19 protein-coding genes, 1 tRNA gene and 6 pseudogenes are annotated in these 26,418 nt (G+C 65.0%); 14 read left to right on the plus strand and 12 right to left on the minus strand.

Translation table 11 applies throughout. The features are described 5' to 3' along the window. Positions 1–81: 81 nt before the first annotated feature. Both ACETMP_RS31420 and ACETMP_RS31425 read left to right on the plus strand, forming a co-directional pair. Positions 82–600: a septal ring lytic transglycosylase RlpA family protein gene (locus ACETMP_RS31420; RefSeq protein ID WP_375159171.1), complete on the plus strand. Its 519-nt coding sequence runs from the start codon at positions 82–84 to the stop codon at positions 598–600. A 100-nt stretch (positions 601–700) separates the two neighbouring features. After that, positions 701–856 carry a hypothetical protein gene (locus ACETMP_RS31425; RefSeq protein ID WP_375159172.1) on the plus strand — a complete coding sequence of 52 codons (156 nt, stop codon included), beginning with the start codon at positions 701–703 and terminating at the stop codon, positions 854–856. Between the two features lie 100 nt (positions 857–956). On the opposite strand, the gene ACETMP_RS31430 is transcribed toward ACETMP_RS31425, so the two are convergent. From ACETMP_RS31430 to ACETMP_RS31440, 3 genes are all read right to left on the minus strand, one after another. Beyond that, positions 957–1,262 (minus strand): hypothetical protein, encoded by a 306-nt coding sequence (locus ACETMP_RS31430; RefSeq protein ID WP_375159173.1) that lies wholly within the window; start codon positions 1,260–1,262, stop codon positions 957–959. A gap of 95 nt (positions 1,263–1,357) precedes the next feature. Next, positions 1,358–1,630 carry a hypothetical protein gene (locus tag ACETMP_RS31435; protein WP_375159174.1) on the minus strand — a complete coding sequence of 91 codons (273 nt, stop codon included), beginning with the start codon at positions 1,628–1,630 and terminating at the stop codon, positions 1,358–1,360. 129 nt (positions 1,631–1,759) lie between these two features. Further along, positions 1,760–4,405, minus strand: coding sequence for an alpha/beta hydrolase fold domain-containing protein (locus ACETMP_RS31440; RefSeq protein ID WP_375159175.1), 2,646 nt, complete (start codon positions 4,403–4,405; stop codon positions 1,760–1,762). A 229-nt stretch (positions 4,406–4,634) separates the two neighbouring features. On the opposite strand from ACETMP_RS31440, the gene ACETMP_RS31445 reads away from it, so the two are divergent. After that, on the plus strand, positions 4,635–4,847 hold the full coding sequence (locus ACETMP_RS31445) for a hypothetical protein (RefSeq protein WP_028137961.1): 213 nt from the start codon (positions 4,635–4,637) through the stop codon (positions 4,845–4,847). A gap of 76 nt (positions 4,848–4,923) precedes the next feature. Beyond that, the gene (locus ACETMP_RS31450) at positions 4,924–6,384 is read left to right on the plus strand and encodes a carboxylesterase/lipase family protein (protein ID WP_375159176.1); all 1,461 of its coding nucleotides are present in this window, start codon (positions 4,924–4,926) and stop codon (positions 6,382–6,384) included. A gap of 20 nt (positions 6,385–6,404) precedes the next feature. Here ACETMP_RS31450 and ACETMP_RS31455 read toward each other — a convergent pair whose 3' ends face one another. After that, complete coding sequence (locus tag ACETMP_RS31455; protein ID WP_126255372.1) at positions 6,405–6,584, minus strand: hypothetical protein; 180 nt, start codon at positions 6,582–6,584, stop codon at positions 6,405–6,407. 150 nt (positions 6,585–6,734) lie between these two features. On the opposite strand from ACETMP_RS31455, the gene ACETMP_RS31460 reads away from it, so the two are divergent. Continuing rightward, a complete protein-coding gene (locus ACETMP_RS31460; RefSeq protein ID WP_375159177.1) occupies positions 6,735–7,529 on the plus strand; it encodes a DODA-type extradiol aromatic ring-opening family dioxygenase in 795 nt (264 codons plus the stop codon). 97 nt (positions 7,530–7,626) lie between these two features. Here the strand turns inward: ACETMP_RS31460 and ACETMP_RS31465 are convergent, their stop codons facing one another. The 3 genes and pseudogenes from ACETMP_RS31465 to glgC form a co-directional block, all read right to left on the minus strand. Next, positions 7,627–7,887: a SemiSWEET transporter gene (locus tag ACETMP_RS31465; protein ID WP_375159178.1), complete on the minus strand. Its 261-nt coding sequence runs from the start codon at positions 7,885–7,887 to the stop codon at positions 7,627–7,629. Positions 7,888–7,923: 36 nt separating this feature from the next. Continuing rightward, positions 7,924–9,379: pseudogene (gene glgA, locus ACETMP_RS31470) on the minus strand (glycogen synthase GlgA). Further along, entirely contained in the window at positions 9,376–10,638 is a 1,263-nt protein-coding gene (glgC, locus tag ACETMP_RS31475; RefSeq protein ID WP_375159179.1) for a glucose-1-phosphate adenylyltransferase, read from the minus strand. Before glgC ends, glgA begins: the two are co-directional and overlap by 4 nt. 355 nt (positions 10,639–10,993) lie before the next feature. Between glgC and ACETMP_RS31480 the strand changes: the two genes are divergently transcribed. The 3 genes from ACETMP_RS31480 to ACETMP_RS31490 all read left to right on the plus strand — a co-directional run bounded on the left by ACETMP_RS31480 (position 10,994) and on the right by ACETMP_RS31490 (position 13,247). Beyond that, complete coding sequence (locus ACETMP_RS31480; protein ID WP_375159180.1) at positions 10,994–11,434, plus strand: hypothetical protein; 441 nt, start codon at positions 10,994–10,996, stop codon at positions 11,432–11,434. 282 nt (positions 11,435–11,716) lie between these two features. Then, entirely contained in the window at positions 11,717–12,031 is a 315-nt protein-coding gene (locus tag ACETMP_RS31485) for a septal ring lytic transglycosylase RlpA family protein (RefSeq protein ID WP_375159181.1), read from the plus strand. Between the two features lie 46 nt (positions 12,032–12,077). Then, positions 12,078–13,247 (plus strand): Gfo/Idh/MocA family protein, encoded by a 1,170-nt coding sequence (locus tag ACETMP_RS31490; RefSeq protein ID WP_375159182.1) that lies wholly within the window; start codon positions 12,078–12,080, stop codon positions 13,245–13,247. A gap of 206 nt (positions 13,248–13,453) precedes the next feature. On the opposite strand, the gene ACETMP_RS31495 is transcribed toward ACETMP_RS31490, so the two are convergent. From ACETMP_RS31495 to ACETMP_RS31510, 4 genes and pseudogenes are all read right to left on the minus strand, one after another. Further along, positions 13,454–14,764 (minus strand): ABC transporter substrate-binding protein, encoded by a 1,311-nt coding sequence (locus ACETMP_RS31495; protein ID WP_375159183.1) that lies wholly within the window; start codon positions 14,762–14,764, stop codon positions 13,454–13,456. Between the two features lie 156 nt (positions 14,765–14,920). Further along, positions 14,921–17,397, minus strand: a pseudogene (uvrA, locus tag ACETMP_RS31500) (excinuclease ABC subunit UvrA). 118 nt (positions 17,398–17,515) lie between these two features. Continuing rightward, entirely contained in the window at positions 17,516–18,637 is a 1,122-nt protein-coding gene (locus ACETMP_RS31505; protein WP_375159184.1) for a D-alanine--D-alanine ligase family protein, read from the minus strand. A 128-nt stretch (positions 18,638–18,765) separates the two neighbouring features. After that, a pseudogene (locus tag ACETMP_RS31510) lies at positions 18,766–19,982 on the minus strand (SMP-30/gluconolactonase/LRE family protein). 320 nt (positions 19,983–20,302) lie between these two features. Here ACETMP_RS31510 and ACETMP_RS31515 point away from each other — a divergent pair. The 5 genes and pseudogenes from ACETMP_RS31515 (at position 20,303) to ACETMP_RS31535 (ending at position 25,638) form a co-directional block, all read left to right on the plus strand. Next, a complete protein-coding gene (locus tag ACETMP_RS31515) occupies positions 20,303–20,566 on the plus strand; it encodes a hypothetical protein (protein ID WP_375159185.1) in 264 nt (87 codons plus the stop codon). Positions 20,567–21,781: 1,215 nt separating this feature from the next. Beyond that, positions 21,782–23,345: pseudogene (locus ACETMP_RS31520) on the plus strand (2-isopropylmalate synthase). A gap of 239 nt (positions 23,346–23,584) precedes the next feature. Then, positions 23,585–24,589, plus strand: coding sequence for a TRAP transporter substrate-binding protein (locus ACETMP_RS31525; RefSeq protein ID WP_375159186.1), 1,005 nt, complete (start codon positions 23,585–23,587; stop codon positions 24,587–24,589). Positions 24,590–24,777: 188 nt separating this feature from the next. Next, positions 24,778–25,380 carry a Spy/CpxP family protein refolding chaperone gene (locus tag ACETMP_RS31530; RefSeq protein WP_375159187.1) on the plus strand — a complete coding sequence of 201 codons (603 nt, stop codon included), beginning with the start codon at positions 24,778–24,780 and terminating at the stop codon, positions 25,378–25,380. Between the two features lie 182 nt (positions 25,381–25,562). After that, positions 25,563–25,638: transfer RNA gene (locus ACETMP_RS31535), tRNA-Lys, on the plus strand. 344 nt (positions 25,639–25,982) lie between these two features. On the opposite strand, the pseudogene ACETMP_RS31540 reads toward ACETMP_RS31535, so the two are convergent. Continuing rightward, a pseudogene (locus ACETMP_RS31540) lies at positions 25,983–26,237 on the minus strand (DUF2130 domain-containing protein); the annotation flags it as partial. A gap of 55 nt (positions 26,238–26,292) precedes the next feature. On the opposite strand from ACETMP_RS31540, the pseudogene ACETMP_RS31545 reads away from it, so the two are divergent. Next, a pseudogene (locus ACETMP_RS31545) lies at positions 26,293–26,418 on the plus strand (hypothetical protein); the annotation flags it as partial.

A 26,418-nucleotide genomic window follows, 5' to 3' on the forward strand; every position in this document is an offset into this window, starting at 1 on the left:
GCGGCCGCACGCCTGCTTTTGTTCCGACAAGGTTCTGCCCTCATTGCCGACCGAAAATCGCCCCCGTTCGGAGGGCGTATCATGTCTCGCATTGCACGTGCCGAAGCTTCCCGGCTTTCCTTCGCGACCTCGTGCCGGTTGTTGCTTGCCGTCGTCGGCGCCGCCTCGCTTGCCGCCTGCGCGCAAGCGCCGGTCGGCCGCCAGAAGGCCGATCTCGCCGGCGCCAGCCGGCAGGCCGCGGTCGAGCGCCCGCATCGTGTGGCGGCACTGCATCGACGCCCGATCAGCCGGGCGCGCGCTCCCGACGCGGACGCAAAGCAGACCGTGTCGCACGGCCTTGCCAGCTTCTATTCGGATACGGAGACCGCGAGCGGCGAGCGGTTCGACAAGAACGAGTTGACCGCGGCGCATCCCACCCTGCCGTTCGGAACCAAGTTGCGAGTCACCGACACCAATTCTGGCCGCTTCGTCACGGTCAGGGTGAACGATCGCGGGCCCTATGTTCGCGGACGCGTGGTCGACATCACGCCGTCCGCGGCCGAGGCGCTCGGCATGGTCGACAAGGGCATCACCAATGTTCGGCTCGAGGTCGTGCAATAGGGCGCTCGGCAACACAAGACGCGGCGCTTAACCGGGTGTTAGCGGCTTCCTCGAGTACCATGGGCGTCCGGGCAATTTGGGGCAGTGGGGAGAGGGACGCTTGAACACGATCCAGTATCTCGAAGATCAGGCCGCGCGCGCCGAGCGGCTCGCCAGACGGATCACGGATACCCTGACGATCGAAAAGCTGCTGGCCTTTGCCGACGAACGCCGCCGCGAGATCGAGGTAATCACCGGCAAGTACCGGCGCGCTTAGACCCTTCACAAATCCATGTCCTGAGCGATGGCACCACCGAGGTGACCGCCAAATGCGCCGCGGATGCGGAGCTTTTCGAGTTCGGGCAAGCAGAGCGCTTTCAGGAATGGCTTTCCACGAAGTCGCTGAGATAATCAGGCAGCTCCATTCCGTCGATCTCGCAGCGCGCACGGATCTCGCCGGCGACGTCGGTCGAGATGTCCTTCATCCAATGCTCGAGCGTGTTGAAGGAGATCACCTTGATGGGATCGTTGAAGCAGCCGGCGACGAGTTCGCCGATCGTGGCTTCGAGGTCGTTGCGTTCGACGCGGATTTCGGTGTTCTCGTCGCGGCGATCGACCACCACGAACAAGGTCTGGTCCGCCCCGTAGGGCACGATCGATGATGATACGCCAGCTTCAAGCATCCTCAGGCACTCGCGACTTGGCTTAGGACTTGTCTTTAGGACCCATTAACGGGAAAAACCGGAAGAAGGTTCCTGCGCGATTTCGTGAAGTGCCGTCAGAGAAACTCTCGGAGGCGCCAGAGCTCGACGACGTGCTCGGGCGAGAGGACCTCGGTGACCAGCGGCGGCTGCGCCACGGTGCGGATCTCATAGAGGTGACGGGTCGCCACCGGCTTGTCCATGAACGCCGAGATGCAATCGTCGAGCGTGCCTTCGATGACCTGATAGGGCTCCCGGTCCGGCTGACGCTGATTGGCCAGCGACGGCCATTTGTTCAGCACCGCAAGCGCACCGAAATTGACCTTTGACTCCCCGACAACGTCCCCCATCGTCCCGCCTCACGCAAAAAACGCCCCAGCACCAAATATGCGTGCCGGGGCCTACACCTGTCGCTGCATCTCAATGCCACGACGCCTTAATGCAGCAGCCGGGAAAAGGTTCCCGGTCGCTTTTCCTGATCAGCTCGCCGCCGCCGCGATCTTGTGCCCCGGGCTGGCCTGCCCGGCGAAACGACGCAAGGCCTCCGCCATCTGCACCCGGCCCGGTACGCCCGTGATCACCACATCGACCATGGTGAAGGAGGAGTGGAAATGGCCATGCGCCTTCAGCTGCTCGACCGGGACGCCTGCGGCCGACATCGCCTCAGCATAGGCGATTCCTTCGTCGCGCAACGGATCGAACTCGCAGGTTACCACGAAGGCGGGCGGCAGGCCGGCGACCTTGCCGCGCAGTGGCGAGACGCGCGGATCGGTGCGGTCGGCCGGCGAGCAATAGAGGTCCCAGAACCAGTACATCAGCGAGCGCGTCAGGAAGTAGCCGGTCGCATTGTCGTTGTAGGAGGGACGATCGAAGCTGCAATCGGTGACCGGGCAGATCAGGAGCTGGCCGGCGATCTCGGGCCCGCCACGGTCGCGTGCGAGCTGGCAGGTGACGGCAGCGACGTTGCCGCCGGCACTCCAGCCGGCGACCAGCACCGGGCCCGCTTTGCCACCGAACTCTTCGGCGTGCTCGGCGATCCAGCGTGTTGCCGCATAGCCGTCTTCGGCCGCGGTCGGGAAGCGATGCTCCGGGGCGTGACGATAGCCGACGCTGACGAACATCATGCCGGTCCGCCGCACCATGTCGCGGCAGAACGGCTCGTCCGACTGCTCGTCGCCGAGCACCCAGCCGCCGCCGTGGAAATACACCACGACCGGATGCGGTCCCGCCGTGGCCGGCTTGTAGACGCGGTAAGGCAACGTGCCGCCCGTGACGGGCAGGGTGCCGTCGACGATGTCGCCGATCGGCCGTCCCGCAGGCCGGCTCTTGTTGAACTCGTTCACGAACGCACGCGCGCCTTCCGCGCCCATCGACTCGATCGGCGGCAGGTTCAGCGACGCCAGCAGGTTGAGCACCAGCCGCACGTCCGGCTGCAGCCGCACCACCTCGCCGTCATTGCATTGCGCGGCGCCATCAGGGCCGGTGAGCTTGAAGCCGAGCATGCCCCGGCTCACCACCTCGTCGCAGATGCTGCGATAAGGGCCGACGCCGCCGGTATAGGGCATCAGGCCCTGCACCTTGCCGGGCACGTTGGCGCCCGTGTACCAGGTGTTGGCGAGCCGGTGCAGCGTCAGCATCGAACAATCGGCCATGTGCCTGTTCCAGCCGGCCTGCGCCGTCTCGGTCGGCTCGATCGTGGTGAGGCCGGCATCGCGCAGCGCGGCCAGGCGGTCGACCACCCAGTCGACATGCTGCTCGATCGAGACCGCCATGTTCGACAGCACCGATGGGCTGCCCGGTCCGGTGATCATGAAGAAGTTCGGGAAGCCCGCGACGGTGAGGCCGAGATAGGTCTGCGGCCCCTGCGCCCAGACATCGGTGAGCGACTTGCCGCCGCGCCCGGTGATCGGATGCACGGCGCGGATCGCGCCGGTCATGGCGTCGAACCCGGTCGCGAACACGATGACGTCGAGGTCGAAGCTGCGTTTCGCCGTCGTGATGCCGCTGTCGGTGATCGCCTTGATCGGCTCCTGCCGTAGATTGACCAGCGTGACATTCGGCCGGTTGTAGGTGGCGTAATAATTGGTCTCGAGGCAGGGACGCTTGGCGCCGAACGGGTGATCGTCCGGCATAAGTGCTGCGGCCGTTTCGGGATCCTTCACCGCTGCCGAGATTTTCTCGCGGATCAGGTCCTGGACGATCTTGTTGCCGTCGACGTCGACCGCCTGGTCGGCCCAGAGCTGGGTCAGGATGTGGACGAGGTCGCCGGCTGCCCAGGCGCGTTCGAACCGCTCACGGCGCTCGGCATCGCTCAATTGCCAGCTCACGACCGTCTGCTGCGGATAGGGCACGCCGGCCATCGACTGGCGCGCCTGCTCGCGATAGGCGGCGCGGTCGCTTTGCAGCAGGCTCATGCGGTCCGACGGGGCCGGGCCGTTATGCGCCGGCAGTGCGAAGTTCGGCGTGCGCTGGAACACGGTCAGATGGGCGGCCTGCTCGGCGATCAGCGGGATCGACTGGATCGCCGACGAGCCGGTGCCGATCACGGCGACGCGCTTGCCTGCGAGATTGACGCCGCCATGCGGCCAGCGTCCGGTGAAATAGACCTCGCCCTTGAAATCCTTGACGCCGTCGATCTCCGGCGGCTTCGGCGCCGAGAGGCAGCCGGTGGCCATGATGTAATGGCGGCAGGAGACCGGGTCGCCATTGTCGGTGGTGAGCAGCCAGCGCTCCGCCGTCTCGTCCCATCTGGCTTCGGTGACCTTTGTTCCGAAGCGGATGTCGCGCCTGAGATCGTAGCGGTCGGCGACGAAGCCGAGATAGCGCAGGATTTCGGGCTGAGTCGCGTATTTCTCCGACCAGGTCCAGGCGGTCTCAAGCTCGGGATCGAAGGTGTAGCTGTAGTCGATGGTCTGGATGTCGCAGCGCGCTCCGGGATAGCGGTTCCAATACCAGGTGCCGCCGACGTCGCCGGCCTCTTCGAGGGCGACGACCTTGAAGCCGGCCTTGCGCAGGCGGTGCAGGAGATAGAGGCCGGCAAAGCCGGCCCCGACCACGGCGACGTCGACCTGCTGAGCGGTTCCGCGTTCCTCGGAGGCACGTGTAGCAACCATCGCGTCAGACATGGCATTCCTCCCGTGTGTTTCGTTTTGCCGGCAGGCTAGCGCCGCAGGTTCAGCTTGTCATCAGAGCAAGTGCAATCTTCGGTGGTCGTTTGCGGCGCATCGTGGCCGCGCGAATGTCGCGGGGGCTACACGCATCGCGATGCACAATGGCCGTGATTACCCGGGCTAATCATGCCCGATCTGCCTGTGTATGCTTGCGGTTACAAGCCACGCGTAGCGACCGAGCGTCATGCCAGAGTTGAGTGAGCGCACCAAAGCGAACATGGATGTCGTCCTGGAGCAGACGTGCCGGCAATTGCCGCATGGCGGCGATCACGACAGCCGCAGATTCATCGCCGAGCGCCTGATCGAGGCCGCGCAAGCCGGGCACTCCACGCTCGGCGAACTCGGCATCGTCGCGCGGCGCGCGCTGGCGGAGATTCTCGCCAAGCGCGGTGAGTGAGCCGCGAGGCTTGCCTGCTGGCGCGCCGCGGACATAACCTCGCGCGAACCCGTCTGCGCATCGAGATGCCCGGAAGATGCGATCCCTGCTTGCGCTCATTGCGGCTTCCGCATTGCTCTGGCTTGCCGGCTCGGCCGTGGCTCAGCCGGTCGGGCAGTTTCCATTCGCGCTGACGCGCGAAGGGCAGATGCTCGGTGCCGTCGAAGGCGAGGTGGCATCGTTCAAGGGACTGGCCTACGCGGCGCCGCCGGTCGGCGCGTTGCGCTGGCGTCCGCCGCAGCCGACGCCCGAAAGCTCGGAGATGCACACCGCCTACGCCTACGGCGCGGCGTGTCTTCAGCCCGCTTTGCCGGAGGCGAGCGAGGATTGTCTCACGCTGAACGTGTTCCGCCCCTTCGGGGTCGACGGTCCGCTGCCGGTGATGATGTTCATCCATGGCGGCGGCTTCGTCAGCGGCACCGCGAACGAGCCGTTGTTCGACGGTGCCAGGCTGGCGCAGGCCGGCCTCATCGTCGTGACCGCCAATTATCGCCTCGGCGCGCTCGGCTGGCTTGCTCATCCCGCGCTGTCGGATGGCGGCTCCGGCAATTACGGCCTGATGGACCAGATCGCCGCGCTGCATTGGGTTCACGACAACATCGCGGCCTTCGGCGGCGATCCTGGCAACCTCACCTTGTTCGGCAGCGGCGCCGGTGCGACGTCGATCGCGCTTCTGATGCTGTCCGCGCAAGCGCGTGGTCTCTTTCAGAAAGCCATTCTGCAATCGATCCCCGCCCGCGCGCATCTGCGCCCGGCGCAGGAGGCCGAGGCCGTCGGCCGGCAGTTCGCGGCGGCGCTGGGATCGCAGGCGGATCTGCGCGCCGTCGAACCGCGACGCCTGCTTGCCGCCCAAAGCCGTCTGTTGCAGACCTCGCGGCGCAGCTTCGCGCCGATGAGAGATGGAAGTCTGGTGACAGAGGATATTGCCGCCGGCTTTGCGGCCAGACATCAAAGCCGCATTCCCCTCATCATCGGCTCGAACGATGACGAGACGGGTTTCGACAGCGAGTCCGATATCAAGGAGGAGGTCGCATCGTCAGGCCTCACGAGCGATGAGCTGCGCGAGCTCTATCCGGGTCTCGTCCAGCCGTCAGAGCTTGCGGCAAGGTTCTATACCGACAAGGTCTTTTCCGAGCCCGCAAGGCTACTGGCGCGCCTGCATGCCGCAAGCGGCGCAGCGACCTTTCGCTATCGCTTCGCCTATGTGCCGGAGGCCCGGCGTGCCAGCCCGGAGGGCGGGCACGGGCGCGAGTTGCAGTTCATTTTCGGTGCGGAAGGCGTGCCCGGAGCTGGCATCTTCGCGCGAGGCGATCGCGAGGTCGCAAGCCGCATGCGGTCCTATTGGATCAACTTCGCCAGGAGCGGCGATCCCAACGGTCCCGGTCTGCCGCACTGGGACGCGGAGGCCGGTCGCGATCGTCTGTTGCTGATCGCCAACGATCGCATCGCGAGCGGGGACGATCCCGCCGCGGAGCGTCTGGACCGGCTCACGCGCTAGCGCGATGAGATGCAGTGGAATTAAGCGGCGAGCTCGACGCGCGGTGCCGGCGTCAGCCGGTCTTCCTCCAGATAATCCATCGCGCCGTCCTTCTCGACGGCGTAGAATTGCTGGCCTTCGCGCGACTTGAAGGCGGCGCGCACGATGCCGCGGCGGCCCTTGTCACTGTTGACGACGTCCCCCAGCGCAAACTTCCTCATCTCACGTCCCACTTGTCTTCGGGCCGACTGCTTCGGCCACGCCTGAGATTTTGGGCGGCAAATCGTTAACGACTTGCTAACCATGCCGGTTTGCCTATGCTCGCCGCCGGTCGCGCCGGCACCGGCGCGCATATTGCCGATGAGACGAACATGACGCGATTTCCGACGCTCTTCCTGTCGCATGGCGGCGGCCCCTGGCCGTTCATGGAGGACAGGCGGGTGCAATATGCCAAGACCGCCGCGGAGTTCGGCCGGCTGCCGCAGCTGCTCCCGGAAAGGCCGAAGGCCGTGCTCGTCATCACCGGCCATTGGGAGGCCGACGCCTTCACCGTGTCGACCTCGGCGCAGCCGCCGATGGTGTACGATTATTACGGTTTCCCCGAGCATACCTACCACCTCAAATATCCGGCGCCGGGCAGGCCGGAGCTCGCCGCGCAAGTGAAGGCGCTGCTGATGCGAGCCGGCCTCGATTGCCGGGAAGATCCCAATCAGGGGTTTGATCACGGCACCTTCGTGCCGCTCGGCTTGATGTATCCGAACGCCGACATGCCGATCGTGCTGCTGTCGCTGAAGTCTGCTTACGATGCGGCCGAGCACATCAAGGTCGGCGAAGCCATCGCCTCGCTCCGCGACGAAGGCATCCTGATCGTCGGCAGCGGGCTGACCTATCACAACATGCGCGGCTTCAACCGGCCGGAGTCCAAGCCGGTCTCCTACGATTTCGAGGCCTATCTGAACGAGGCGATCAGCAACCCGGATCCGGGCCGCCGTAACGCGATGCTGGTTGATTGGGAGCACGCACCAAGTGCGCGCCTGGCGCATCCGCGCGAAGATCATCTGCTGCCGCTGATGGTGGCCGCCGGGGCCGCCGGCAGCGATGTCGGCAGGCGCGTCTTCGTCGACGAGGTCGCGGGTGTCGCGATGGCGTCGTATGTGTTTGGGTGAGTTCGTAGGGTGGACTAGCGAAGCGTAATCCACCGTCGGGCCGCAATTGAGGTGGTGGACTACGCCTTCGACTAATCCACCCTACGCAGCTGCAACCTCACCCGTATCGCAGCTTCATCACCAGGATGCCGCCGGCGAGCAGCATGGTGACGGCGTTCGAGGCAATCAGCGGCCCATCGCCCGAGAGCAGGCCGTAGATCAGCCAGAGCGCGAGGCCGAGCACCATGACCAGGAACATGCCGAGCGAGATGTCGCCGGTGGAGCGGGTCTTCCACACCTTGATGGCTTGCGGCGCGTAGGCCACGGTGGTGCAGGTGGCGGCGGCAAAGCCGATCAGCTTGATGACGAAGGGGTCCATGCCGGCTCTATAACATGGATTCGCCGATGGTCATCTTCAGGCGCGCGCCGCCATCAGATCACGATACAGTGCGGCATAGTCGCCGGCGCGGCCACGCCAGGAGACGTCGGTCGCAAGGCCGTTTCGTTGCAGCCGGCGCCAGGTCTGCTTGTCGTGGAAGGCGGCGTTGGCCTTGCGTAAGCTGCCGGCGAGGGCCTCCGCCGTCACGGGTGCGAACTTGAAACCGGTGGCCTTGCGGCCGGAGGCGGCGGCCTCGTCCACATCGACGATGGTGTCCTCGAGGCCCGCCGACGCGCGAGACGATCGGGACGGCGCCATAGCGTAGCGCGCAGAGCTGGGTGAGGCCGCATGGCTCGAAGCGCGAGGGCACGATCAGCGCGTCCGAGCCGGCCTGGAGCAGATGCGCCAGGATTTCGTCATAGCCGATCACGACGCCGATGCGGCCGGGATTGGCGCGGGCCACGGCCTGATAGCGGTCCTGCAGATCGCGGTCGCCGCTGCCGAGCAGCGCGAGCTGCATGCCTTCGCGCAAAATGGTCGGGATCGCCTCGAGCAGGAGATCGAGCCCCTTCTGCCACGACAGCCGGCTGATGACGCCGAGGAGCGGCGCCTCGTCCGAGGAATCGAGGTTGAACTGCTGCTGCAGCACCGCCTTATTCGCGGCCCGGAACGCGAGGTCCTCGGCGCCGTAACGGTAGGCGATGTGGGGATCGTCCTGCGGATTCCAAACCGAGATGTCGATGCCGTTGAGGATGCCGCTCAGCACGCTTGCGCGTGCGCGCAACAGGCCGCCGAATCCCATGCCGCCCTCGTCGCTCTGGATCTCCCGCGCATAGGTCGGCGACACCGTGGTGATGCGGTCGGCGAATTGCAGGCCGGCCTTGAGGAAGCTGATGCCGCCGAAATATTCGAGCTCATTGACGTTGAAGGAGTGCCAGGGCAGGCCGATCGATCCGATCAGATCGGGCGCGAACTTGCCCTGATAGGCCATGTTGTGGATGGTCATCACGGTGGCGGGCCGCGGGCGATTGTCATAGTGCAGATAGGCGGGCGCAAGCCCGGCCTGCCAGTCGTGGGCGTGCACGACGTCGGGCACGAACGCGGGCACGAGGCCGCGGCCGATATCGGCTGCGACGCGCGACAGCGCTGCGAAGCGCACGCCATTGTCGGGCCAGTCGACGCCTTCAGGGGTGACGTAGGGATTGCCCGGCCGCGCATAGAGGTGGGGCACGTCGAGCACGAACAGGTCGAGCCCCTCGTGGAAGCCTGCGAGCAGCCGTCCGCGACCGCCGAAATAATCCGGCCAGCTGCGGATCTCCGCTGCGCCGGATATTAGTCGCATCACGTCGGGATAGCCCGGCATCAAGGTGCGCATCTCGACGCCATGCGCCTTCAGTGCGATCGGCAGCGCGCCGGCGACGTCGGCGAGGCCGCCGGTCTTGACGATGGGATAGACTTCCGAAGCGACCGCGAGGACGCGAACAGGCATCATTTATTGAGCCCGTCGATCATCGGCTGGGTGATCAGGGAGATACCCTGTTCGGTGGTACGGAATCGCTTTGCGTCGAACTCGGGATCCTCGCCGACGACGAGGCCTTCAGGAATCTCGACGCCGCGATCGATCACGACGTTCTTCAAGCGGGCCCCGCGGCCGACATTCACATAGGGCATGATCACCGCGTTCTCGACATTGGCGTAGGAGTTGATGCGCACGCCGGTGAACAGCAGCGAGCGGCGCAGCGAGGCGCCGGAGATGATGCAGCCGCCGGAGACCAGCGAGCTCACCGCCTGGCCGCGCCGGCTTTCCTCGTCATGGACGAATTTCGCCGGCGGCGTGATCTCCGAATAGGACCAGATCGGCCAGGCGCGGTCGAACAGATCGAGCTCCGGCACCACGTCGGTGAGATCGATATTGGCGGACCAGTAGGCGTCGACGGTGCCGACGTCACGCCAATAGGCGGTGTTGTTGCGGCTGGAGCGGACGCAGGAGGTCGAGAACTGGTGCGCGATGGCGCGGCCGTTCTTGACGAGGTAGGGAATGATGTCCTTGCCGAAATCGTGGTTGGAGTCCGGGTCCTCGGCGTCGCGCCTGAGCTGGTCGAACAGGAATCTTGCGTCGAAGACGTAGATGCCCATGCTGGCGAGCGAGACGTCCGGCTTGCCCGGCATCGGCGGCGGATCCTTCGGCTTCTCCAGAAACTCCTGAATCCAGCCGTTCTCGTCGACATGCATGATGCCGAAGCCGGAGGATTCCGTCCGCGGCATCTCGAGGCAGCCGACTGTGACGTCGGCGCCGCTCTCGACGTGCTGGCGCAGCATCACCTCGTAGTCCATCTTATAGATGTGGTCGCCTGCGAGCACCACGATGAAGCGGCAGGCGTGGGATTCGATGATGTCGATATTCTGGTAGACCGCATCCGCCGTGCCGACATACCACATGTTCTCGGAGACGCGCTGGCTCGCCGGGAGGATGTCGAAACTCTCGTTGCGCTCGGGGCGGAAGAAGTTCCAGCCCATCTGAAGATGCCGGATCAGGCTGTGTGCCTTGTATTGGGTGGCGACTGCGATGCGGCGGATGCCTGAATTGACGGCATTCGACAGCGCGAAATCGATGATGCGGGACTTGCCGCCGAAATAGACGGCGGGCTTGGCGCGCCGGTCAGTCAGCTCCAGGAGCCGGCTGCCGCGTCCACCAGCCAGGACGAACGCCAGCGCCTGACGGGCGAGCGGCTCATTACCGACGGCACTCATGTCATCCTCCCACTCACGCCCCGCGCAGGTCGAGGCCATTTGTCGCGAGAAGCCCCGCGCCCTTGGAACAGATAGTAACGGTACGCATAGTAAATCGTGAAGTAGGTTGTTGGTTGCGAACGCGGGAAGCTTAATGCTCTGCCCGCCGGGCTCCGGCATCGCGGCGGCGACGCCGGGCGGCGGGTGGTTCGGGCGCTTCGCATGCCGGCGGCCTTCTCGCAAGGAGGTATGAATGGGACTTGTGCGCCGCACGCAAATTCCGGCTCGAAGACCCGGGCTTTGACTTAGCGCAACGATGACCGATCATGCCGCTGCGATCCTTTTCCAAGCGAAACGTCAAACAGGAGCTGAGACGATGAGGTTCTGGAAAACGGCAATTGCCTGTTCGCTGGCCGGCGTGGTCATCGCGGGTCAACTCCAGCAGGCGGCGGCGGCCCCGCTGCCGACCAACGTCGCGACCATGAAGGCCGCGGTCGGCGACGACGTCACGCCGGTGCATTGGCGTGGCGGTGGATGGGGATTGGCCCTTGGTGGCCTCGCGGCAGGTGCAATCATCGGCGGCGCCATCGCCGGCGGCGCGCCGTATGGCTATTACGGCAGACCCTATTATTACGGCGGCTACGGCTATCCAGGCTACGGCTATGGCTATGGTTATGCCCCCGCCTATTACGGCTACGGCTACGCGCCGGTCTATGCCTATCCGCGCTATTACCGGCCCTACCGTCCGTACTACGGCTATGGCTATTACCGGCCGTATCGGGTCTATCACCGTCACTATTACCGCCGATATTGGTGAGTGTCGCGTAGGGTGGCGGGAGAGCCAGGCGATCGGCTCATGCAGGCGAACTGCATGAGCACGATCGTGGCGAGATAGGGCGGGGCGGCTTTGAGGCAAAGTCCGTGCATCCCCGCCGCCCTCTTCGGTTGAGCGCCCGGACGTCACATGCAGTACAAGCGGATCTTCGCAGACGGAAATAATCTGTGATGGCGCGGCCGCGCCTTGCGCGGCAGTCTTCTTGGAACCGGAGGGAACAAGCGACGTTTGCAGCGCCGGGCGGGGCCAACCGGGAGCGGTGCCGTGCGCGCGCAAACCACGCTATTCTTCTCTCTGGCCAGCTTTTCGCTTTCTGCAATGTCCGTTGCCCAGGCCGAAAGTGGGCTTGCCTCGTATTACGGCTATGGGAAAGCCGGCAAGGGCGGCGAGCTGACCTGCGCGCACCGCACGCGCCCGTTCGGCAGCGTGCTCAGGGTGTCCTATGGCAGCCGCTCGATCCAGTGCCGCGTCAATGATCGCGGCCCCTTCATTCGCGGCCGGATCGTCGATCTCTCGGTGCCGGCCGCCCGTGCGCTCGGCATGATGAGCGCCGGCGTGGTGCGGGTCTCCGTGGAATAGGCCGGCCCGCGCGCTATAGTGCCGCCGAAAGCAAAGGTGAGGGGCTATGGCTGGGATCAGGGTGGGGCTCGTCGGCTGCGGCTTCGTGGCGGAGCTGCACATGTACGCGTTCCGGCGCGTCTATGGCGTCGATGTCGAGGTTGCCGCGGTTGCCGCGCGGGGTGACCCTGTCATCGAATTCGCCAGCCGCCACAACATTGCACGGGTCTATCGCAGCTTCGCCGATTTGATCGCGGACGACGCGATCGACGTCGTCGACATCTGCACCCCGCCCAATCTTCATGCGGAAATGACCGTTGCGGCGATGCAGGCCGGCAAGCACGTGATCTGCGAAAAGCCTTTCGCCGGCTATTTCGGCCGCGACGGCGACACCCAGCCGATCGGCAAGCACGTGCCGAAGGCGCTGATGTACCAGCGCGTGCTGGAGGAGATGGACAACACGCGCGCGGCGATCGAGCGCACCGGCAAACTCTTCATGTATGCCGAGGACTGGGTCTATGCGCCCGCGGTGACCAAGATGGCGGAGATCATCAGGGCGACCAAGGACAAGATCCTGTTCATGAAGGGCGAGGAGAGCCATTCCGGCTCGCATGCGGCCCATGCCGCGCAATGGGCGATGACCGGCGGCGGCTCGCTGATCCGCATGGGCTGCCACCCGCTCTCGGCCGTGCTTTATCTCAAGCAGATCGAGGCCAAGGCGCGCGGCGAGACCATCCGCGTCGCCAGCGTCACCTGTGACGTCGGCAACGTCGCCGCCGGCCTCAAGCCCGAGGAGCGCACCTACATCAAGGCCAATCCCGTCGACGTCGAGGACTGGGGCACCCTCACCGCGACCTTCTCCGACGGCACCAAGGCCACCGTGTTCTCCGGCGACATGATCATGGGCGGCGTGCGCAATCTGATCGAGACCTACACGTCCGGCGGCTCGCTGTTCGCCAACATCACCCCCAACAATCATCTGATGAGCTACCAGACCAGCGAGGAAAAGCTCGCGGGCGTTTACATCACCGAGAAAGTCGACCGCAAGACCGGCTGGCAATATGTCTGCCTCGAGGAGGAGTGGACGCGCGGCTATCTGCAGGAGATCCAGGACTTCATGGAATGCGCTGCGACCGGACGACAGCCGCTGTCGGACCTCGCGCTCGCGTATGAGACGATCAAGGTGAACTATGCGGGGTATTGGGCGGCGGAGGAGGGACGACGGGTGGTGTTGTAGGGGAGCTCGTTGCCGCGACGGGATCGCGGAGTTGCTCTCTGATCCTCCCCTGGAGGGGAGGATCGGTCGCGCGCAGCGCGAGCGGGGTGGGGTGATCTCTCCAATCGGGCAGTGCGCATGTGGAGAGATCACCCCACCCCGCTTCACCTCTCGCTTCGCTCGATGTGAAGCGACCCTCCCCTCCGGGGAGGGTGGGAGTGCGCCCCTCACGTCCCGTAGGTCGAGCCCTTCGGCAGCGGGAACACCGGGTCCCGCGTGCGGATGTCGGTCGGCCACACCACCGAGATGTGCTCGCCGGCGTTCTGCATCACCACCGGGGTCGAGCGCTCGTTCTGGCCGGAGAGCGGCGTGCCCGGCGGGAAGAATTTCACGCCGTAGCCCTGGATGGTGCCGCCGGCGGGAATGTCGACGTCGAGCGCGGCTTTGCGAATGGCCTCGGGCTCGAAGCTGCCGTACTTCTCCTTGGCGACCGGCAGCACGTTGTTGAGCAGCACCCAGGTCTGGTTGAAACCCATCGAGCAATGCGGCGGCACGTCGGTGGCGCCGGTCTTGGCCTGATAGCGCGAGACCATGGTCTTGATCAGTTCGCCCATGCCCGGCGCGAGCTTGGCGGGATCGAGCAGCTGCGCCGGCACCGGGTCGATGTTGCAGAAATTGTCGATGTCGGTCCCAAACGTCGCGCGCAGCTTGTCGAGCTGGCTGTAGCCCGCGCCGGCGCCGAACAGCATCTTGAAGCGCAATCCGCTCTCGCGGGCCTGGCGCAGGAACAGGGTGATGTCGGGGTTGTAGCCCGCGTGCGAGATCACGTCCGCCCTGGCGCGCTTGATCTTGGTGACGAGCACCGACAAGTCGGGCGCGGAAGCCGAATAGCCTTCACGCAGCACGACCTGGATGCCGGCCTGCTTGGCGTAGGCCTCGTCAGCGGCGGCGACGCCGACGCCGTAGGGGCCGTCCTCGTGGATCAGCGCGACCTTCACCTCGCCCGGCTCCACGCCGAGCTTGGCCTTGGCGTGCTCGGTGAGGAAGGCGGCGAAGGCCTGTCCGTACTGATCCGAGTGAATCTGCGCGCGAAACACGTATTGCAGGTTCTTGTCCTTGAACACGGCGGTCGAGACCGCGGTCGTGATCCAGAGGATCTTCTTCTGCTGCTCGACCTTGGCCGCGAGCGGCACCGCGTGCGAGCTCGCATAGACGCCGTTGAGAATGTCGATCTTCTCCTGGCTGATCAGCCGCTCGGCCTCGTTGATCGCGACGTCGGGTTTGCTCTGGGAATCCGCGGCAACGGGAGCGACCTTGTATTTGCCGCCGACGCCGCCCTTCTCGTTGACGAGGTCGATGGCGATCTGCGCGCCGACCGAGGAGGCGACCGAGCCGCCGGCGGCGAACGGGCCGGTGAGATCGTAGATCAGGCCGATGCGCAAATTCTCGGCCTGCGCCTGGGCCCGGGTCCAATCGAGGCTGAGCGTGGCGGCGGCAGCCGCCGTACCCTTCAGCAGCTGCCTGCGTGAAGTCGGCATCCTATCCTCCCTCAAAACCGTCGTATGGTCTTGTTATCTTTTTGCGAAGTATGGGGAGCGCGCCGACGGAAAGTCAACATCGCGAAAGTCGAGGGCAGTCGCCCGCGGCATGGAACGCAAATGCGAAATGACGGCGAGGCGGGCGATGACGCGTGATCACCGGGTCAAGCGCCGGGCCAGATAGCGCGCGGTCTTACTGCCGGCCTTGGCGACCTGTTCAGGCGTTCCCGCCGCGACGATGCGGCCGCCCTCGTCACCGGCGCCGGGGCCGAGATCGATGATCCAGTCGCTGTGGGCCACGACGTCCATGTCGTGCTCGACCACGATCACGCTGCTGCCGGCGTCGACGATCCGCTCGAGCTGGGCGATCAGCCGTTCGACGTCGCGCGGGTGCAGGCCGGTGGTGGGCTCGTCCAGCACATAGAGCGTGTGCCCGCGCTGCGGACGCATCAGCTCGGTCGCGAGCTTGATGCGCTGGGCTTCGCCGCCGGACAATTCGGTGGCGGACTGGCCGAGGCGGATATAGCCGAGGCCGACCTCGCGCACGACCGAGAGCGAGCGCTTCAGCGTGGCATCGCCTTGGAAGAACGCGAAGGCGTCGTCGACGCGCATCGCCAGCACATCCGCGATCGATCGCCCGCGGATCTTCACCTCGAGCGTCTTGTCGTTGTAGCGCGCGCCCTTGCAGGTCGGGCAGGGCGTGTAGACGCTGGGCAGGAACAGCAGCTCGACGCAGACGAAACCCTCGCCCTCGCAGGTCGCACAGCGGCCCTTGGCGACGTTGAAGGAGAAGCGTCCGGCATCGTAGCGGCGGGACTTTGCCTGAGGCGTTGCCGCGAACAACCGCCGCACATGGTCGAACAGGCCGGTATAGGTCGCAAGGTTGGACCGCGGCGTGCGGCCGATCGGCTTCTGGTCGACCACGACGAGACGGTTCACCTGGTCGAGGCCGGAAACGATCCTGCCGCCCAATGTCTCGACCGTCGCGGCCAGACTGTCGTCGTCGGAATCGGCAGCAAGCGTGTGGCCGAGATGCGCAGCGACGGTGTCGACGAGGAATTGGCTGATCAGGCTGGATTTGCCGGACCCTGATACGCCGGTGATGCCAGCGATGACGCCCAAGGGAATGTCGACGTCGAGGCCGCGGAGATTGTTGCGGACCACACCCTGATCTTCAGATGCCCTTTCGGTTTGCGACGAACGGCCGGCAGGGGCTTTCTTGGTCGCGAGAGATAATGGGCCGTTCGCGATTGCTCGATGTCACCGAGCCCTGCCGGCGGCCCGCTGTAGAGGATGAGGCCACCGCCTTCGCCGGCGTCGGGCCCGACGTCCACCAGCCAGTCGGCGTGCCGGATCACCTCGATCTCGTGCTCGACCACGAAGATCGAGTTGCCGGCGTGCTTCAGCCGGTCCAGAGCCCGCAGCAGCGCCTCGGTGTCGGCGGGATGCAGGCCCGCGGAAGGCTCGTCGAGCACGTAGACGACGCCGAACAGGTTGGAGCGGACCTGGGTTGCAAGCCGCAACCGTTGCAGCTCGCCCGGCGACAGCGTCGGCGTGCTGCGCTCGCAGGCGAGATAGCCGAGGCCGAGGTCGAGCAAGACGGCGAGCCGGGCCGAAAGATCGTCGCAGATGCGTCTGGCGACAACGGCCTTCTCCGACCTGTCCGCAGATGCTCCTGCAAACGGCTGAATGAGCCGGTGCAGCTGCGAGAGCGGCAGGTGCGACATTTCGGCGATGTTGAGTCCGGCGAACCTGACCTTGAGGGCCTCGGGCTTCAACCTTGTGCCATGGCAGGTCGGGCAGTCGCGCGTGATCATGAATTGCGCGACGCGGCGCTTCATCATCGCGCTCTCGGACTTGGCGTAGGTCTGCATCACGTAGCGCTTGGCGCCGGTGAACGTCCCTTGATAGCTCGGCTCTTCCTTGCGGCGCAGGGCGCGTCTGACCTCGGCTGCGTCGTAGCCGGCATAGACCGGAACGGTCGGCTGCTCCTCGGTAAACAGGATCCAGTCGCGGTCCTTCTTCGGGATCTCGCGCCAGGGCTTGTCGACGTCGTAGCCGAGAGTCGTCAGGATGTCCCGGAGGTTCTGTCCTTGCCAAGCGCTCGGCCAGGCCGCGACCGCTCGCTCGCGGATCGTCTTGGTGTCGTCGGGCACCATAGACTTTTCGGTCACATCGAGCATCCGGCCGATACCGTGGCAGGTCGGGCAGGCGCCCTCCGGCGTGTTTGGCGAGAACGCCTCCGCGTAGAGCATCGATTGTCCCCGCGGATAGTCGCCGGCGCGGGAATAGAGCATTCGCAGCAGGTTCGAGATGGTGGTGACGCTGCCGACCGACGACCGCGTTGTCGGCGCTCCACGCTGCTGCTGAAGCGCGACCGCGGGCGGCAGGCCCTCGATGTCGTCGACCTCAGGGACTTGCATCTGGTGGAAGAGCCGACGCGCGTAGGGCGATACCGACTCCAGATAGCGCCGCTGCGCCTCGGCGTAGATCGTTCCAAAGGCGAGCGAGGATTTGCCGGAGCCCGACACGCCCGTGAATACCACGAGCGCGTTGCGGGGAATGCGAACATCGACGTTCCTGAGATTGTGCTCGCGTGCGCCCCGCACCCGGACGAAGCCATCGTCCTGCATCAGGCTGCCGGTCGGTTCTGATCGATCATCCATCTGGATCCTCCGGCCGCGGCGGGAGCGGCTCCGCGCGTCGCATGCTTCGCGCGGCGATCAGGTGTCGCCTGTGCCGACAGATAACCTAGCTTGCGTAGGTGCGTTCCAGCGATCGACGCTGCAGGTGCCGATCCAGTGCCAGGTTGACGAGACGAGTCAGCAGTTCGCCATAGGGTACGCCGGAGGCTTCCATCATCTTCGGGTACATGCTGATCGACGTGAAGCCGGGCAGGGTGTTGATCTCGTTGAAATAGAATTCACCGGAGTGCCGGTCGAGGAAGAAGTCGACGCGCGCGAGGTCGCTGCATTCGAGGGCCGCGAAGACCTGCACCGCGAGCATGCGCACGCGCGCCATCTGGGCGGCGTCGAGCTTGGCCGGAAGGTCGACCCGGGCGCCGTCGGGGTCCAGATACTTGGCCTCATACGAGTAGAATTCGTGATGGGCGTTGGGATTGAGCTCGCTGGCGACGCTCGCGAACGGCGTCTCGCCATCGAGCACCGCGACCTCGATCTCTCGGGCGTCTATCCCCTGTTCGACCAGCACCTTGACGTCATAGCGGAACGCATCGTCGAGCGCCGCGCCGAGCGCATCCCACGTCTTGACCTTGTGGATGCCGACGCTGGAGCCCATGTTGCAAGGCTTGACGAAGACCGGGAGCGCCAGGTCCTCGGTCGCCTTGGTGACCGACGCGGCGCGGTCCCGGGCGAAGGCCTTGCGGGTCAGCACGCGATAGGGCGCGACCGGAATGCCGGCCAATCCGGCGAGGCGTTTGGCGACATCCTTGTCCATGCTGACGGCGGAGGCTAGAACGCCCGACCCGACATAGGCAACCTCAGCCAGTTCGAGGAGGCCCTGCACGGCGCCGTCCTCGCAGAGCGGCCCGTGGAGCACCGGAAAGACCACGTCGATATCGAGCGCGTCAGCTCCGCTTTCCGAGATCCTCATGAGCGCGCAGCGTCCGTCGGGTCTTCGGGCGAGGCGTATCTCCGGTGCGTCGGACAGGATCGGCAAGGACGCCGCCTGCGCCTGATCGATCGCATGCAGATCGTTCCATTGCCACCGTCCTGCCTTGTCGATGGAAACGGGAATGATCTCGAAGCGCGAGCGGTCGAGATGCCTGAGCACGGAGGCGGCGGATTTCAGCGAGACCTCATGCTCACCTGACCTGCCACCATAGAGAACAACGACGCGAATCTTGTCTGCCATGGCTCAATTATCACGCGCTCTGTCCGGGAGTCACCTCCATGGTCCCGTCGATGCAGTGGGACGACCGTCGGGACAATGCGGCGCCAGCGGGATACGCCGGCGCCGTGTCGTCACCATGCCTGTGCCGCTCAGCCCGGCCCTGCGCCTTGCGTCGCCGTGAACACCGCGTAGAGCGACTGGCTCGCGGCCATGAACAGGCGGTTGCGCTTGGGGCCGCCGAAGCAGACGTTGCCGCACACTTCCGGCAGGCGGATGCGGCCGAGCAGCTTGCCCTCGGGCGACCACACCGTCACGCCGCTATAGCCGACAGCGCGGCCGGCATTGCTCGAGGCCCATAGATTGCCGTTGACGTCGCAGCGCAGGCCGTCCGGCCCGCACTTCACGCCGTCGACCACGCAATCGCTGAACTTCTTGAGATTGGACAGCTTGTTGTCGCTGCCGACGTCGAACACGAAGATTTCGCCCTTGCCGCCGGGGCCGGTATCGCCCGGTCCCTTGCCGGTGGAGGCAATGTAGAGCTTCTTGTAGTCGGGCGAGAAGCAGAGGCCGTTCGGATCTGGCACCTGCTCCTCGGTGACGACGAGGTCGACGCGGCCCGAGGGATCGATGCGATAGCAATTGGTCGGCAGCTCGCGCCTGCCCGGTGTGAAGCCGGCCGGCTGCCCGATCCGCGGATTGAGCTTGCCGCCCGCATTGCTCGGGCCGCCCGCGACGTCGGGCTCGCCTTCATAGAGCTGGCCGCCATAGGGCGGATCGGTGAACCAGTAGCTGCCGTCGGGATGCGCGGCGACATCGTTCGGCGAGTTCAGCTTCTTGCCCTGATAGGAGTCGGCCAGCACCGTGGCGGTGCCGTCATGCTCGTAGCGCGTCACCCGGCGGGTCAGATGCTCGCAGGAGAGCTGGCGGCCCTGGAAGTCGAACGAGTTGCCGTTGGAATTGTTGGACGGGGTTCGAAACACGCTGACCCGGCCGTCGTCTTCGCTCCAGCGCATTTGCCGGTTGTTGGGAATGTCGCTCCACAACAGATATCGTCCTTGCGCGCTCCATGCCGGGCCCTCGGCCCACAGCAAGCCGGTGTAGAGACGCTTGATCGCGGTGTTGGGCTGCGCGAGATCGTTGAAGGAGGGATCGACCGCGATGATGTCGGGGTCCCAGAAATAAGTGGTCGGCGCGCCGTGCGGTCGAAATCGCGCGGCGGGGTGGTGATGGTGGTCGGCGGTGCGGCGGGTCCGGTCTGGGCCAGCGCGGGGCCGGCGACGGTAGCGGCGGCGCCAAGCGCAAGCCCCCGGACAAGTGTTCGTCGTGAAAGCGCAAGCTCCTGCTCACGCTGTTCTTGGCGTGTCATCGCGTCCTCCCAATATCGTTCGACCGGCCGGTTGATCCGGCCAAGCAGGCGGAGGTTAATGCGGTCCGGCGCTCGTTGCGAGGATGGAATTACTCTCGCACGATGTCGGGGGCCGCAATCCCGTCATACTCGAATGCGTTTGGAGCGGGTGCGCTTTGCGTCCGCCTTGCGCCGTGTGCAGGGCTCGAAAATGTTCCGCAGGCTCGAGGAAAATTTTGCTTGCGGCAGCGCGGCATGCAACGCATTCGGCCCGGTTCAAGCCATGATTTCGCGCGCATTGCCCTGCAGACCCCGTCCGGGGGCGATGAACGGAGTTGAACGTGGCTGGCGTCATCGTATTGATCGTGTTGCTGGGGATCGCATTCGCGGCCGGCTATTTCACGCGTGACCACATCTCAAACAAACGGCGCGCGGAAGCCCGCCGCTGGCGCGAATACACCGAGCCGGATTGGCTGCCCGCAAGCGCGCCCGCTAACACCAACGAGATCACCAGCGCCATCACGGCCATCCCCGTGGTCACGGGCGAGCTCGGCCAGATGCTGAACCGTTGGGAAACCAGGGCCCGCGCCCGCCGCGCGGGATAGGGGAATTCGGAGGTTCTCGTAGGGTGGGCAAAGGCGCACTTGCGCCGTGCCCACGATCTCTCTCGGTCGCGAAAGATACCTGGGCACGCTTCGCTTTGCCCACCCTACGCAACCTCGTCTGTGTCGCCCCCTGTCAATCCACCCGCGCAAAAATATTCCACTTTACCGAAATTCGGTTTCGGCGTATGTGTTGCGCATCCCGGCTCACCAGGAGGGGCGATCTCGTCGTCGTCTTGATCGCGAGCCGGGTTGCGGTGGACGCGGCAGCGACGGCACGAGATGGGACGGGCAGGGCGGGTCGTCCCTGTGAGCCCGAACCCCGCGTGCAGACGAGCGGCGCTGAACGCGTACGGCAAAACCGTGTGGTCCTGGCCGTCGTTGCTACGGTCAAGCTTTTCGAAGATGCGAGCGAGCCCAACCGGGTAGACCGCATCGTCAATTCGCGGGGCGAGGGAGGCCAGAAGGAAAGTTCGGCTCCCGGGAGAGCACGGCATAAGCCGTCCGACCATCGCGCAGGGAAGGCCGAGTGATTGGCACCACCTGTATGCTGCTGTGCGGTTCTTTCTGCGTGTGCATTTCGCGCAGCGGACCGCGGGTGCGAGGTCAGCACCCGGCCTTCCCTGCGCCCTCTTGGATCGAGAGGGACGAAGATGCTGCAAAGCTCGGGCGGGATCCGCCGCGACAACGATAAGACATATCTGCAAGCGAGATGTAGCCGAAAGAGCAATGCCGCTGCGGAGCCGGGCCCATCCATCCGCATGGTGACGTGGCGCCCCTGGGTCCCGGCTCTGCACCGCAACGGTTTTGCGTTGCGGTGTGTCCGGGACATGGGGACCTGCGCCCCAACCAGGTCAGCTCCCTTGACCATCTTTTGGCGTTGCAGTTGCGGCCATTTCTCGTCTAGAAACGGGCCAGTGAGCCCCCCGGCAACCAACCGTCAACGGTTTTGACCGAGGATTTGAGGGCTCAAAGGGTCCGGCAATGCTGATTCGCGGCCAAATCGAGGGGATTTCGGGGGAGGTGGCTCTGGCCGCCGCCACGATCCCGGCCGCGCTGCTGCCCACCCTGCTTATTGGCGGGCTTCTTAGCTGCCCCTGAGGGCCGGCTGGGCGCCATGCGCCTGGGCGCTCAGGGGTTGGTCGAGATCACCGGACACCTCAAGCGCCAGGGACCAAGACGGCCTGAACGGCGCAAAAGCTCAAAAGGAAATCTGAAATGGCCACCGTGAACAAGTCCGAGAAGGACCGCGTCATCATTTTCGACACCACCCTGCGCGACGGCGAGCAGTGCCCCGGCGCCACCATGACCTTCGAGGAAAAGCTCGAGGTCGCCGAGCTGCTGGACGATATGGGCGTCGACGTCATCGAAGCCGGCTTCCCCATCACCTCGCAGGGTGACTTCGAAGCGGTGAGCGAGATCGCCCGCCGCTCCAAGAATTCCGTGATCGCCGGCCTGTCGCGCGCCCATCCGGCCGACATCGACCGCTGCGCCGAGGCGGTGAAGTTCGCCAAGCGCGGCCGCGTCCATACCGTGATCGCGACCTCGCCGTTGCACATGCGGGTGAAATTGAACAAGACGCCGGAAGAAGTGCTCGAGGACCTCGGTCGCCATGGTCGCGCGCGCCCGCAACCAGATTGACGACGTCGAATGGTCGGCCGAGGACGGCACCCGCAGCGAGATGGACTTCCTGTGCCGCATCGTCGAGGCCGTGATCAAGGCCGGCGCCACCACGGTGAACATCCCCGACACCGTCGGCTACACGGTGCCGGAGGAATACACCCACTTCATGAAGACGCTGATCGAGCGCGTGCCGAACTCGGACAAGGCGGTGTTCTCCGTGCACTGCCATAACGATCTCGGCATGGCGGTCGCGAACTCGCTGGCCGGTATCGTCGGCGGCGCGCGTCAGGTCGAGTGCACCATCAACGGCATCGGCGAGCGTGCCGGCAACGCCGCGCTCGAAGAGATCGTGATGGCGATCAACGTGCGCAACGACAAATTCCCCTACTGGAACAAGATCGACACCACCCAGCTCACCCGCGCCTCGAAGCTGGTCTCGGCGGCGACCTCGTTTCCCGTGCAGTACAACAAGGCCATCGTCGGCCGGAACGCGTTCGCGCATGAGAGCGGCATCCATCAGGATGGCGTGCTGAAGGACGCCTCGACCTACGAGATCATGCGGCCGGAGATGGTCGGCCTGAAGCAGTCCTCGCTGGTGCTGGGCAAGCATTCGGGCCGCCATGCCTTCGTGCACAAGCTGGAGGAGATGGGCTACAAGCTCGGCCCGAACCAGCTGGAGGATGCCTTCACGCGGATGAAGGCGCTGGCCGACCGCAAGAAGGACATCTACGACGAGGACATCGAGGCGCTGGTCGACGAGGAGATGGCGGCCTCGCACGATCGCATCAAGCTGGCCTCGCTGACCGTGATCGCCGGCACCCACGGCCCGCAGCGCGCGACCATGAAGCTCGACGTCGACGGCCAGATCAGAATCGAGGAGGCCGAGGGCAACGGTCCGGTCGATGCCGTGTTCAACTGCATCAAGCGCCTGGTGCCGCACGAGGCCAAGCTGGAGCTGTACCAGGTCCACGCCGTCACCGAGGGCACCGACGCGCAGGCGGAAGTGTCGGTGCGGCTGTCGCAGGACGGCCGTTCGATGACGGCGCGCGCGGCGGATCCGGATACGCTGGTGGCTTCGGCCAAGGCCTATCTCGGCGCGCTCAACAAGATCGTCATGAAGCGCCAGCGCGACACCGTGACGACGGCCGCGGCGAGCTGACAAGCGAAGCTTGTCGTTCCGGGGCGCCTCGGCGAGGCGAACTATGGTGCACAATTGCGCACCTGAGAATCTCGAGATCCGGGTTCGATGCTTCGCATCGCCCCGGAATGACCGTCTGAGAGATGGCTGCCCTGCTAACGGCCAATAGCCTCTGGCGAGGCCGGCCTGTATGAATGCAGCCGGGCAAGAGGATTGGCCGCCCGCATGCTGGGCGGCCCAAATAGCACCAGGGAGAGATTATGCGCACCTTCGCGATCGCCGCGTCCATCGCGGCATTGGCACTCGGGCTGGCCGGGCCGGCATCGGCCCAATCGCCGATCATCATCAAGTTCAGCCACGTCGTCGCCACCGACACGCCGAAGGGCAAGGCGGCGGAGAAGTTCAAGGAGCTGGCCGAGAAATATACCGGCGGCAAGGTCAAGGTCGAGGTCTATCCGAACTCGACGCTGTACAAGGACAAGGAAGAGCTCGAGGCGCTCCAGCTCGGCAGCGTGCAGATGCTGGCGCCCTCCAACTCCAAGTTCGGACCGCTCGGCATCCGCGAGTTCGAGGTGTTCGATCTGCCCTACATCCTGCCCGACATCAAGACGCTCCGGAAGGTGACGGAGGGGCCGCTCGGCGCGCGGCTGCTGAAGCTGCTGGATGCCAAGGGCATCAGCGGCCTTGCCTATTGGGACAACGGCTTCAAGCAGATGAGCGCCAACAAGAAGCTGATCACGCCCGCCGACTATCAGGGCGTCAAGTTCCGCATCCAGTCCTCGCGCGTGCTGCAGGCCCAGTTCAAGGCGCTCGGCTCGCTGCCGCAGGTGATGGCGTTCTCGGAAGTCTATCAGGCGCTGCAGACCGGCGTGGTTGACGGCCAGGAGAACACCTGGTCGAACATCTATACCCAGAAGATGCACGAGGTGCAGAAGTACATCACCGAGACCAATCACGGCTATATCGGCTACGTCGTGATCGTGAACAAGAAGTTCTGGGACGATCTGCCGGCCGACATCCGCGACCAGCTCAACAAGGCGATGAAGGAAGCGACCGACTTCGGCAACACGCAGTCGCAGAAGGAGAACGACGACGCGCTTGCCGAAATCAAGAAGAGCGGCAAGAGCGAGATCATCAAGCTCACGGCGGAGCAGAGCGAGGCGATGCGCAAGGCCATGGAGCCGGTCTACAAGGATGCCGCAAGCCGCATCGGTCAGCCGCTGATCGACGAATTCCTCAAAGAGGCCAAGAGCACGACCAACTGATCCGTATAACGACGAGCGAAGGCTTCCGTGCGGTCTGCACGGAAGCCTTTTTGTTGCGAACGATTCCGATTGCGGCGGTAAAATCGCTCGTTACATCTTGGTAAGGACGCGCTCCCTGTCCAACTTGTAAGTTGCGCGTCAGCCGCACCGCGCCCATCTTCATGAACATCCTTCCAGAGGAGGTTCGGATGAAGAAGTTCACCATCGCCGCCATCGCCGTGCTCAGCATCGCCGGCTCAGGCGCGGTCTACGCCCAATACCATCGCCCGTGGATGGAGCACGTCCGTCACATGCGCATGAACCCCGAGGATCGCGCCGCCCTGGTCGATGCGCGGATCGCCGCCGTCCATGCCGGGCTGAAGCTCAACGCCGATCAGGAGAAGCTGTGGCCGCCGGTCGAGGCTGCCGTGCGCGAGTTCGCCAAGCTGCGCATCGACCGCGCCAATGCGCGGATGAATGCCGGCCCCGGCGATGCCGGCAAGGACGCCGACAGGGTGGAAGATCCGGTCGTCCGTCTGCGCCAGCGTGCCGAGGACATGGGCGCGACGTCCGCGGCCCTGAAGAAGATCGCCGACGCCGCCGATCCGCTCTACAAGACCCTGGACGAGGGCCAGAAGCGGCGCCTCGCCGTGCTGACCCGCCACCGCGGCCCGTTCGGTGGCGGCGAGGACGGCCCGCGGCACCGCCACTTCATGGAGCGCGGCATGGACCGCATGATGGGGCATGGCATGGAGCATTTCCACCATGGCCGCGACGCCGGCGAGGGCCGCGACCGCGAGGGCCGGCTCTGAACGAGGTGGGTTTTGCGGGGAATCAGCCCCTGGGATCAACCCTGGCGAAGCCGCTGGAATCCAGCGGCTTTTCGCTTTTCCGGCGCTGTGGAAGAACCTTGGAAAACTTGCGGCCGGTCGCTTGCCAGACCCGGATCGCTTTGCTAAACGACCGGCCTCGCAAGGCTTTGACCGGCCTTTTCGGGCGCATAGCTCAGTTGGTAGAGCAGCTGACTCTTAATCAGCGGGTCCCAGGTTCGAGCCCTGGTGCGCCCACCAAGTTCTTCAAGGACTTACCCTCGCGAACCGTTTGAGACGACCGGACCAAAACGGTTTTTCAAACGGTGTTTTTTGGCGGCCAGCCGATGAGTCCACTCGCGGCATTGTGATCTACTCCAAGAGTCTTGACGGAGGCCAAGACGACTAGAGGGGCTCCCGACAGAACCGCTTTCTTGTTGTTTCTGGGTCAGAGCCGCCCGACATAGCCGGCGTTTTCCCACTTCTGTTCTATGAGCGCGCCTTGCGTGCTGCGCTCCTTGAGCGCCTTAGACGGGCGCATCCCGTGGCTTATCGCCGCCCGCACCGGTGTCCATCTTGTTGCATACGATTTGCCGATGGCTCGTCGAGGATGGCTGCTGAATCACGTCGGCGCCAAGCTCGCCTTTGCCGACCGGCTCAATCGTATCGGTAGGAAATCTGCCGCGCAGAAGCTCTTCGAGTTCGAGCTCCAGAACTTCGCCCTGAGACTGTTGCGAACCTTGCTCGGCCTTGCGCTTCAGCTCCTCAATAGTGCGCGTCATCGATTCGATGGTCTGGTCCTTCTCGGCGACGCGCAGCCGCGCTGCTTCGTCCGCCTCTTGCCTGACCTTGACCTGGATGCGATAAGGTCGCGATCGTCCAGCCGGACTACTTCGCCAATAGCAAGCTCGTCGAATTCGTCGGCAGGTATCCCGTCCCGGTGAGGATGGACTATCTGGGCACGTCGCCGGATTCGGACTTGACCTCGCGCAGCTCGAGGACGCATTCAAAGCCGGCGCGCGGGTATTTCTCTTCTCCAAT

The organism is Bradyrhizobium dasycarpum (assembly GCF_042019905.1).
GTDB lineage: Bacteria > Pseudomonadota > Alphaproteobacteria > Rhizobiales > Xanthobacteraceae > Bradyrhizobium > Bradyrhizobium japonicum_B.

Bases quoted from the DNA above. Each gene is read 5' to 3' on its own strand.
- ACETMP_RS31420 (WP_375159171.1), top strand. From the start codon at position 82: ATGTCTCGCATTGCACGTGCCGAAGCTTCCCGGCTTTCCTTCGCGACC.
- ACETMP_RS31430 (WP_375159173.1), bottom strand. From the start codon at position 1,262: ATGCTTGAAGCTGGCGTATCATCATCGATCGTGCCCTACGGGGCGGAC.
- ACETMP_RS31435 (WP_375159174.1), bottom strand. From the start codon at position 1,630: ATGGGGGACGTTGTCGGGGAGTCAAAGGTCAATTTCGGTGCGCTTGCG.
- ACETMP_RS31440 (WP_375159175.1), bottom strand. From the start codon at position 4,405: ATGTCTGACGCGATGGTTGCTACACGTGCCTCCGAGGAACGCGGAACC.
- ACETMP_RS31445 (WP_028137961.1), top strand. From the start codon at position 4,635: ATGCCAGAGTTGAGTGAGCGCACCAAAGCGAACATGGATGTCGTCCTG.
- ACETMP_RS31450 (WP_375159176.1), top strand. From the start codon at position 4,924: ATGCGATCCCTGCTTGCGCTCATTGCGGCTTCCGCATTGCTCTGGCTT.
- ACETMP_RS31455 (WP_126255372.1), bottom strand. From the start codon at position 6,584: ATGAGGAAGTTTGCGCTGGGGGACGTCGTCAACAGTGACAAGGGCCGC.
- ACETMP_RS31460 (WP_375159177.1), top strand. From the start codon at position 6,735: ATGACGCGATTTCCGACGCTCTTCCTGTCGCATGGCGGCGGCCCCTGG.
- ACETMP_RS31465 (WP_375159178.1), bottom strand. From the start codon at position 7,887: ATGGACCCCTTCGTCATCAAGCTGATCGGCTTTGCCGCCGCCACCTGC.
- glgC (WP_375159179.1), bottom strand. From the start codon at position 10,638: ATGAGTGCCGTCGGTAATGAGCCGCTCGCCCGTCAGGCGCTGGCGTTC.
- ACETMP_RS31480 (WP_375159180.1), top strand. From the start codon at position 10,994: ATGAGGTTCTGGAAAACGGCAATTGCCTGTTCGCTGGCCGGCGTGGTC.
- ACETMP_RS31490 (WP_375159182.1), top strand. From the start codon at position 12,078: ATGGCTGGGATCAGGGTGGGGCTCGTCGGCTGCGGCTTCGTGGCGGAG.
- ACETMP_RS31495 (WP_375159183.1), bottom strand. From the start codon at position 14,764: ATGCCGACTTCACGCAGGCAGCTGCTGAAGGGTACGGCGGCTGCCGCC.
- ACETMP_RS31505 (WP_375159184.1), bottom strand. From the start codon at position 18,637: ATGGCAGACAAGATTCGCGTCGTTGTTCTCTATGGTGGCAGGTCAGGT.
- ACETMP_RS31525 (WP_375159186.1), top strand. From the start codon at position 23,585: ATGCGCACCTTCGCGATCGCCGCGTCCATCGCGGCATTGGCACTCGGG.
- ACETMP_RS31530 (WP_375159187.1), top strand. From the start codon at position 24,778: ATGAAGAAGTTCACCATCGCCGCCATCGCCGTGCTCAGCATCGCCGGC.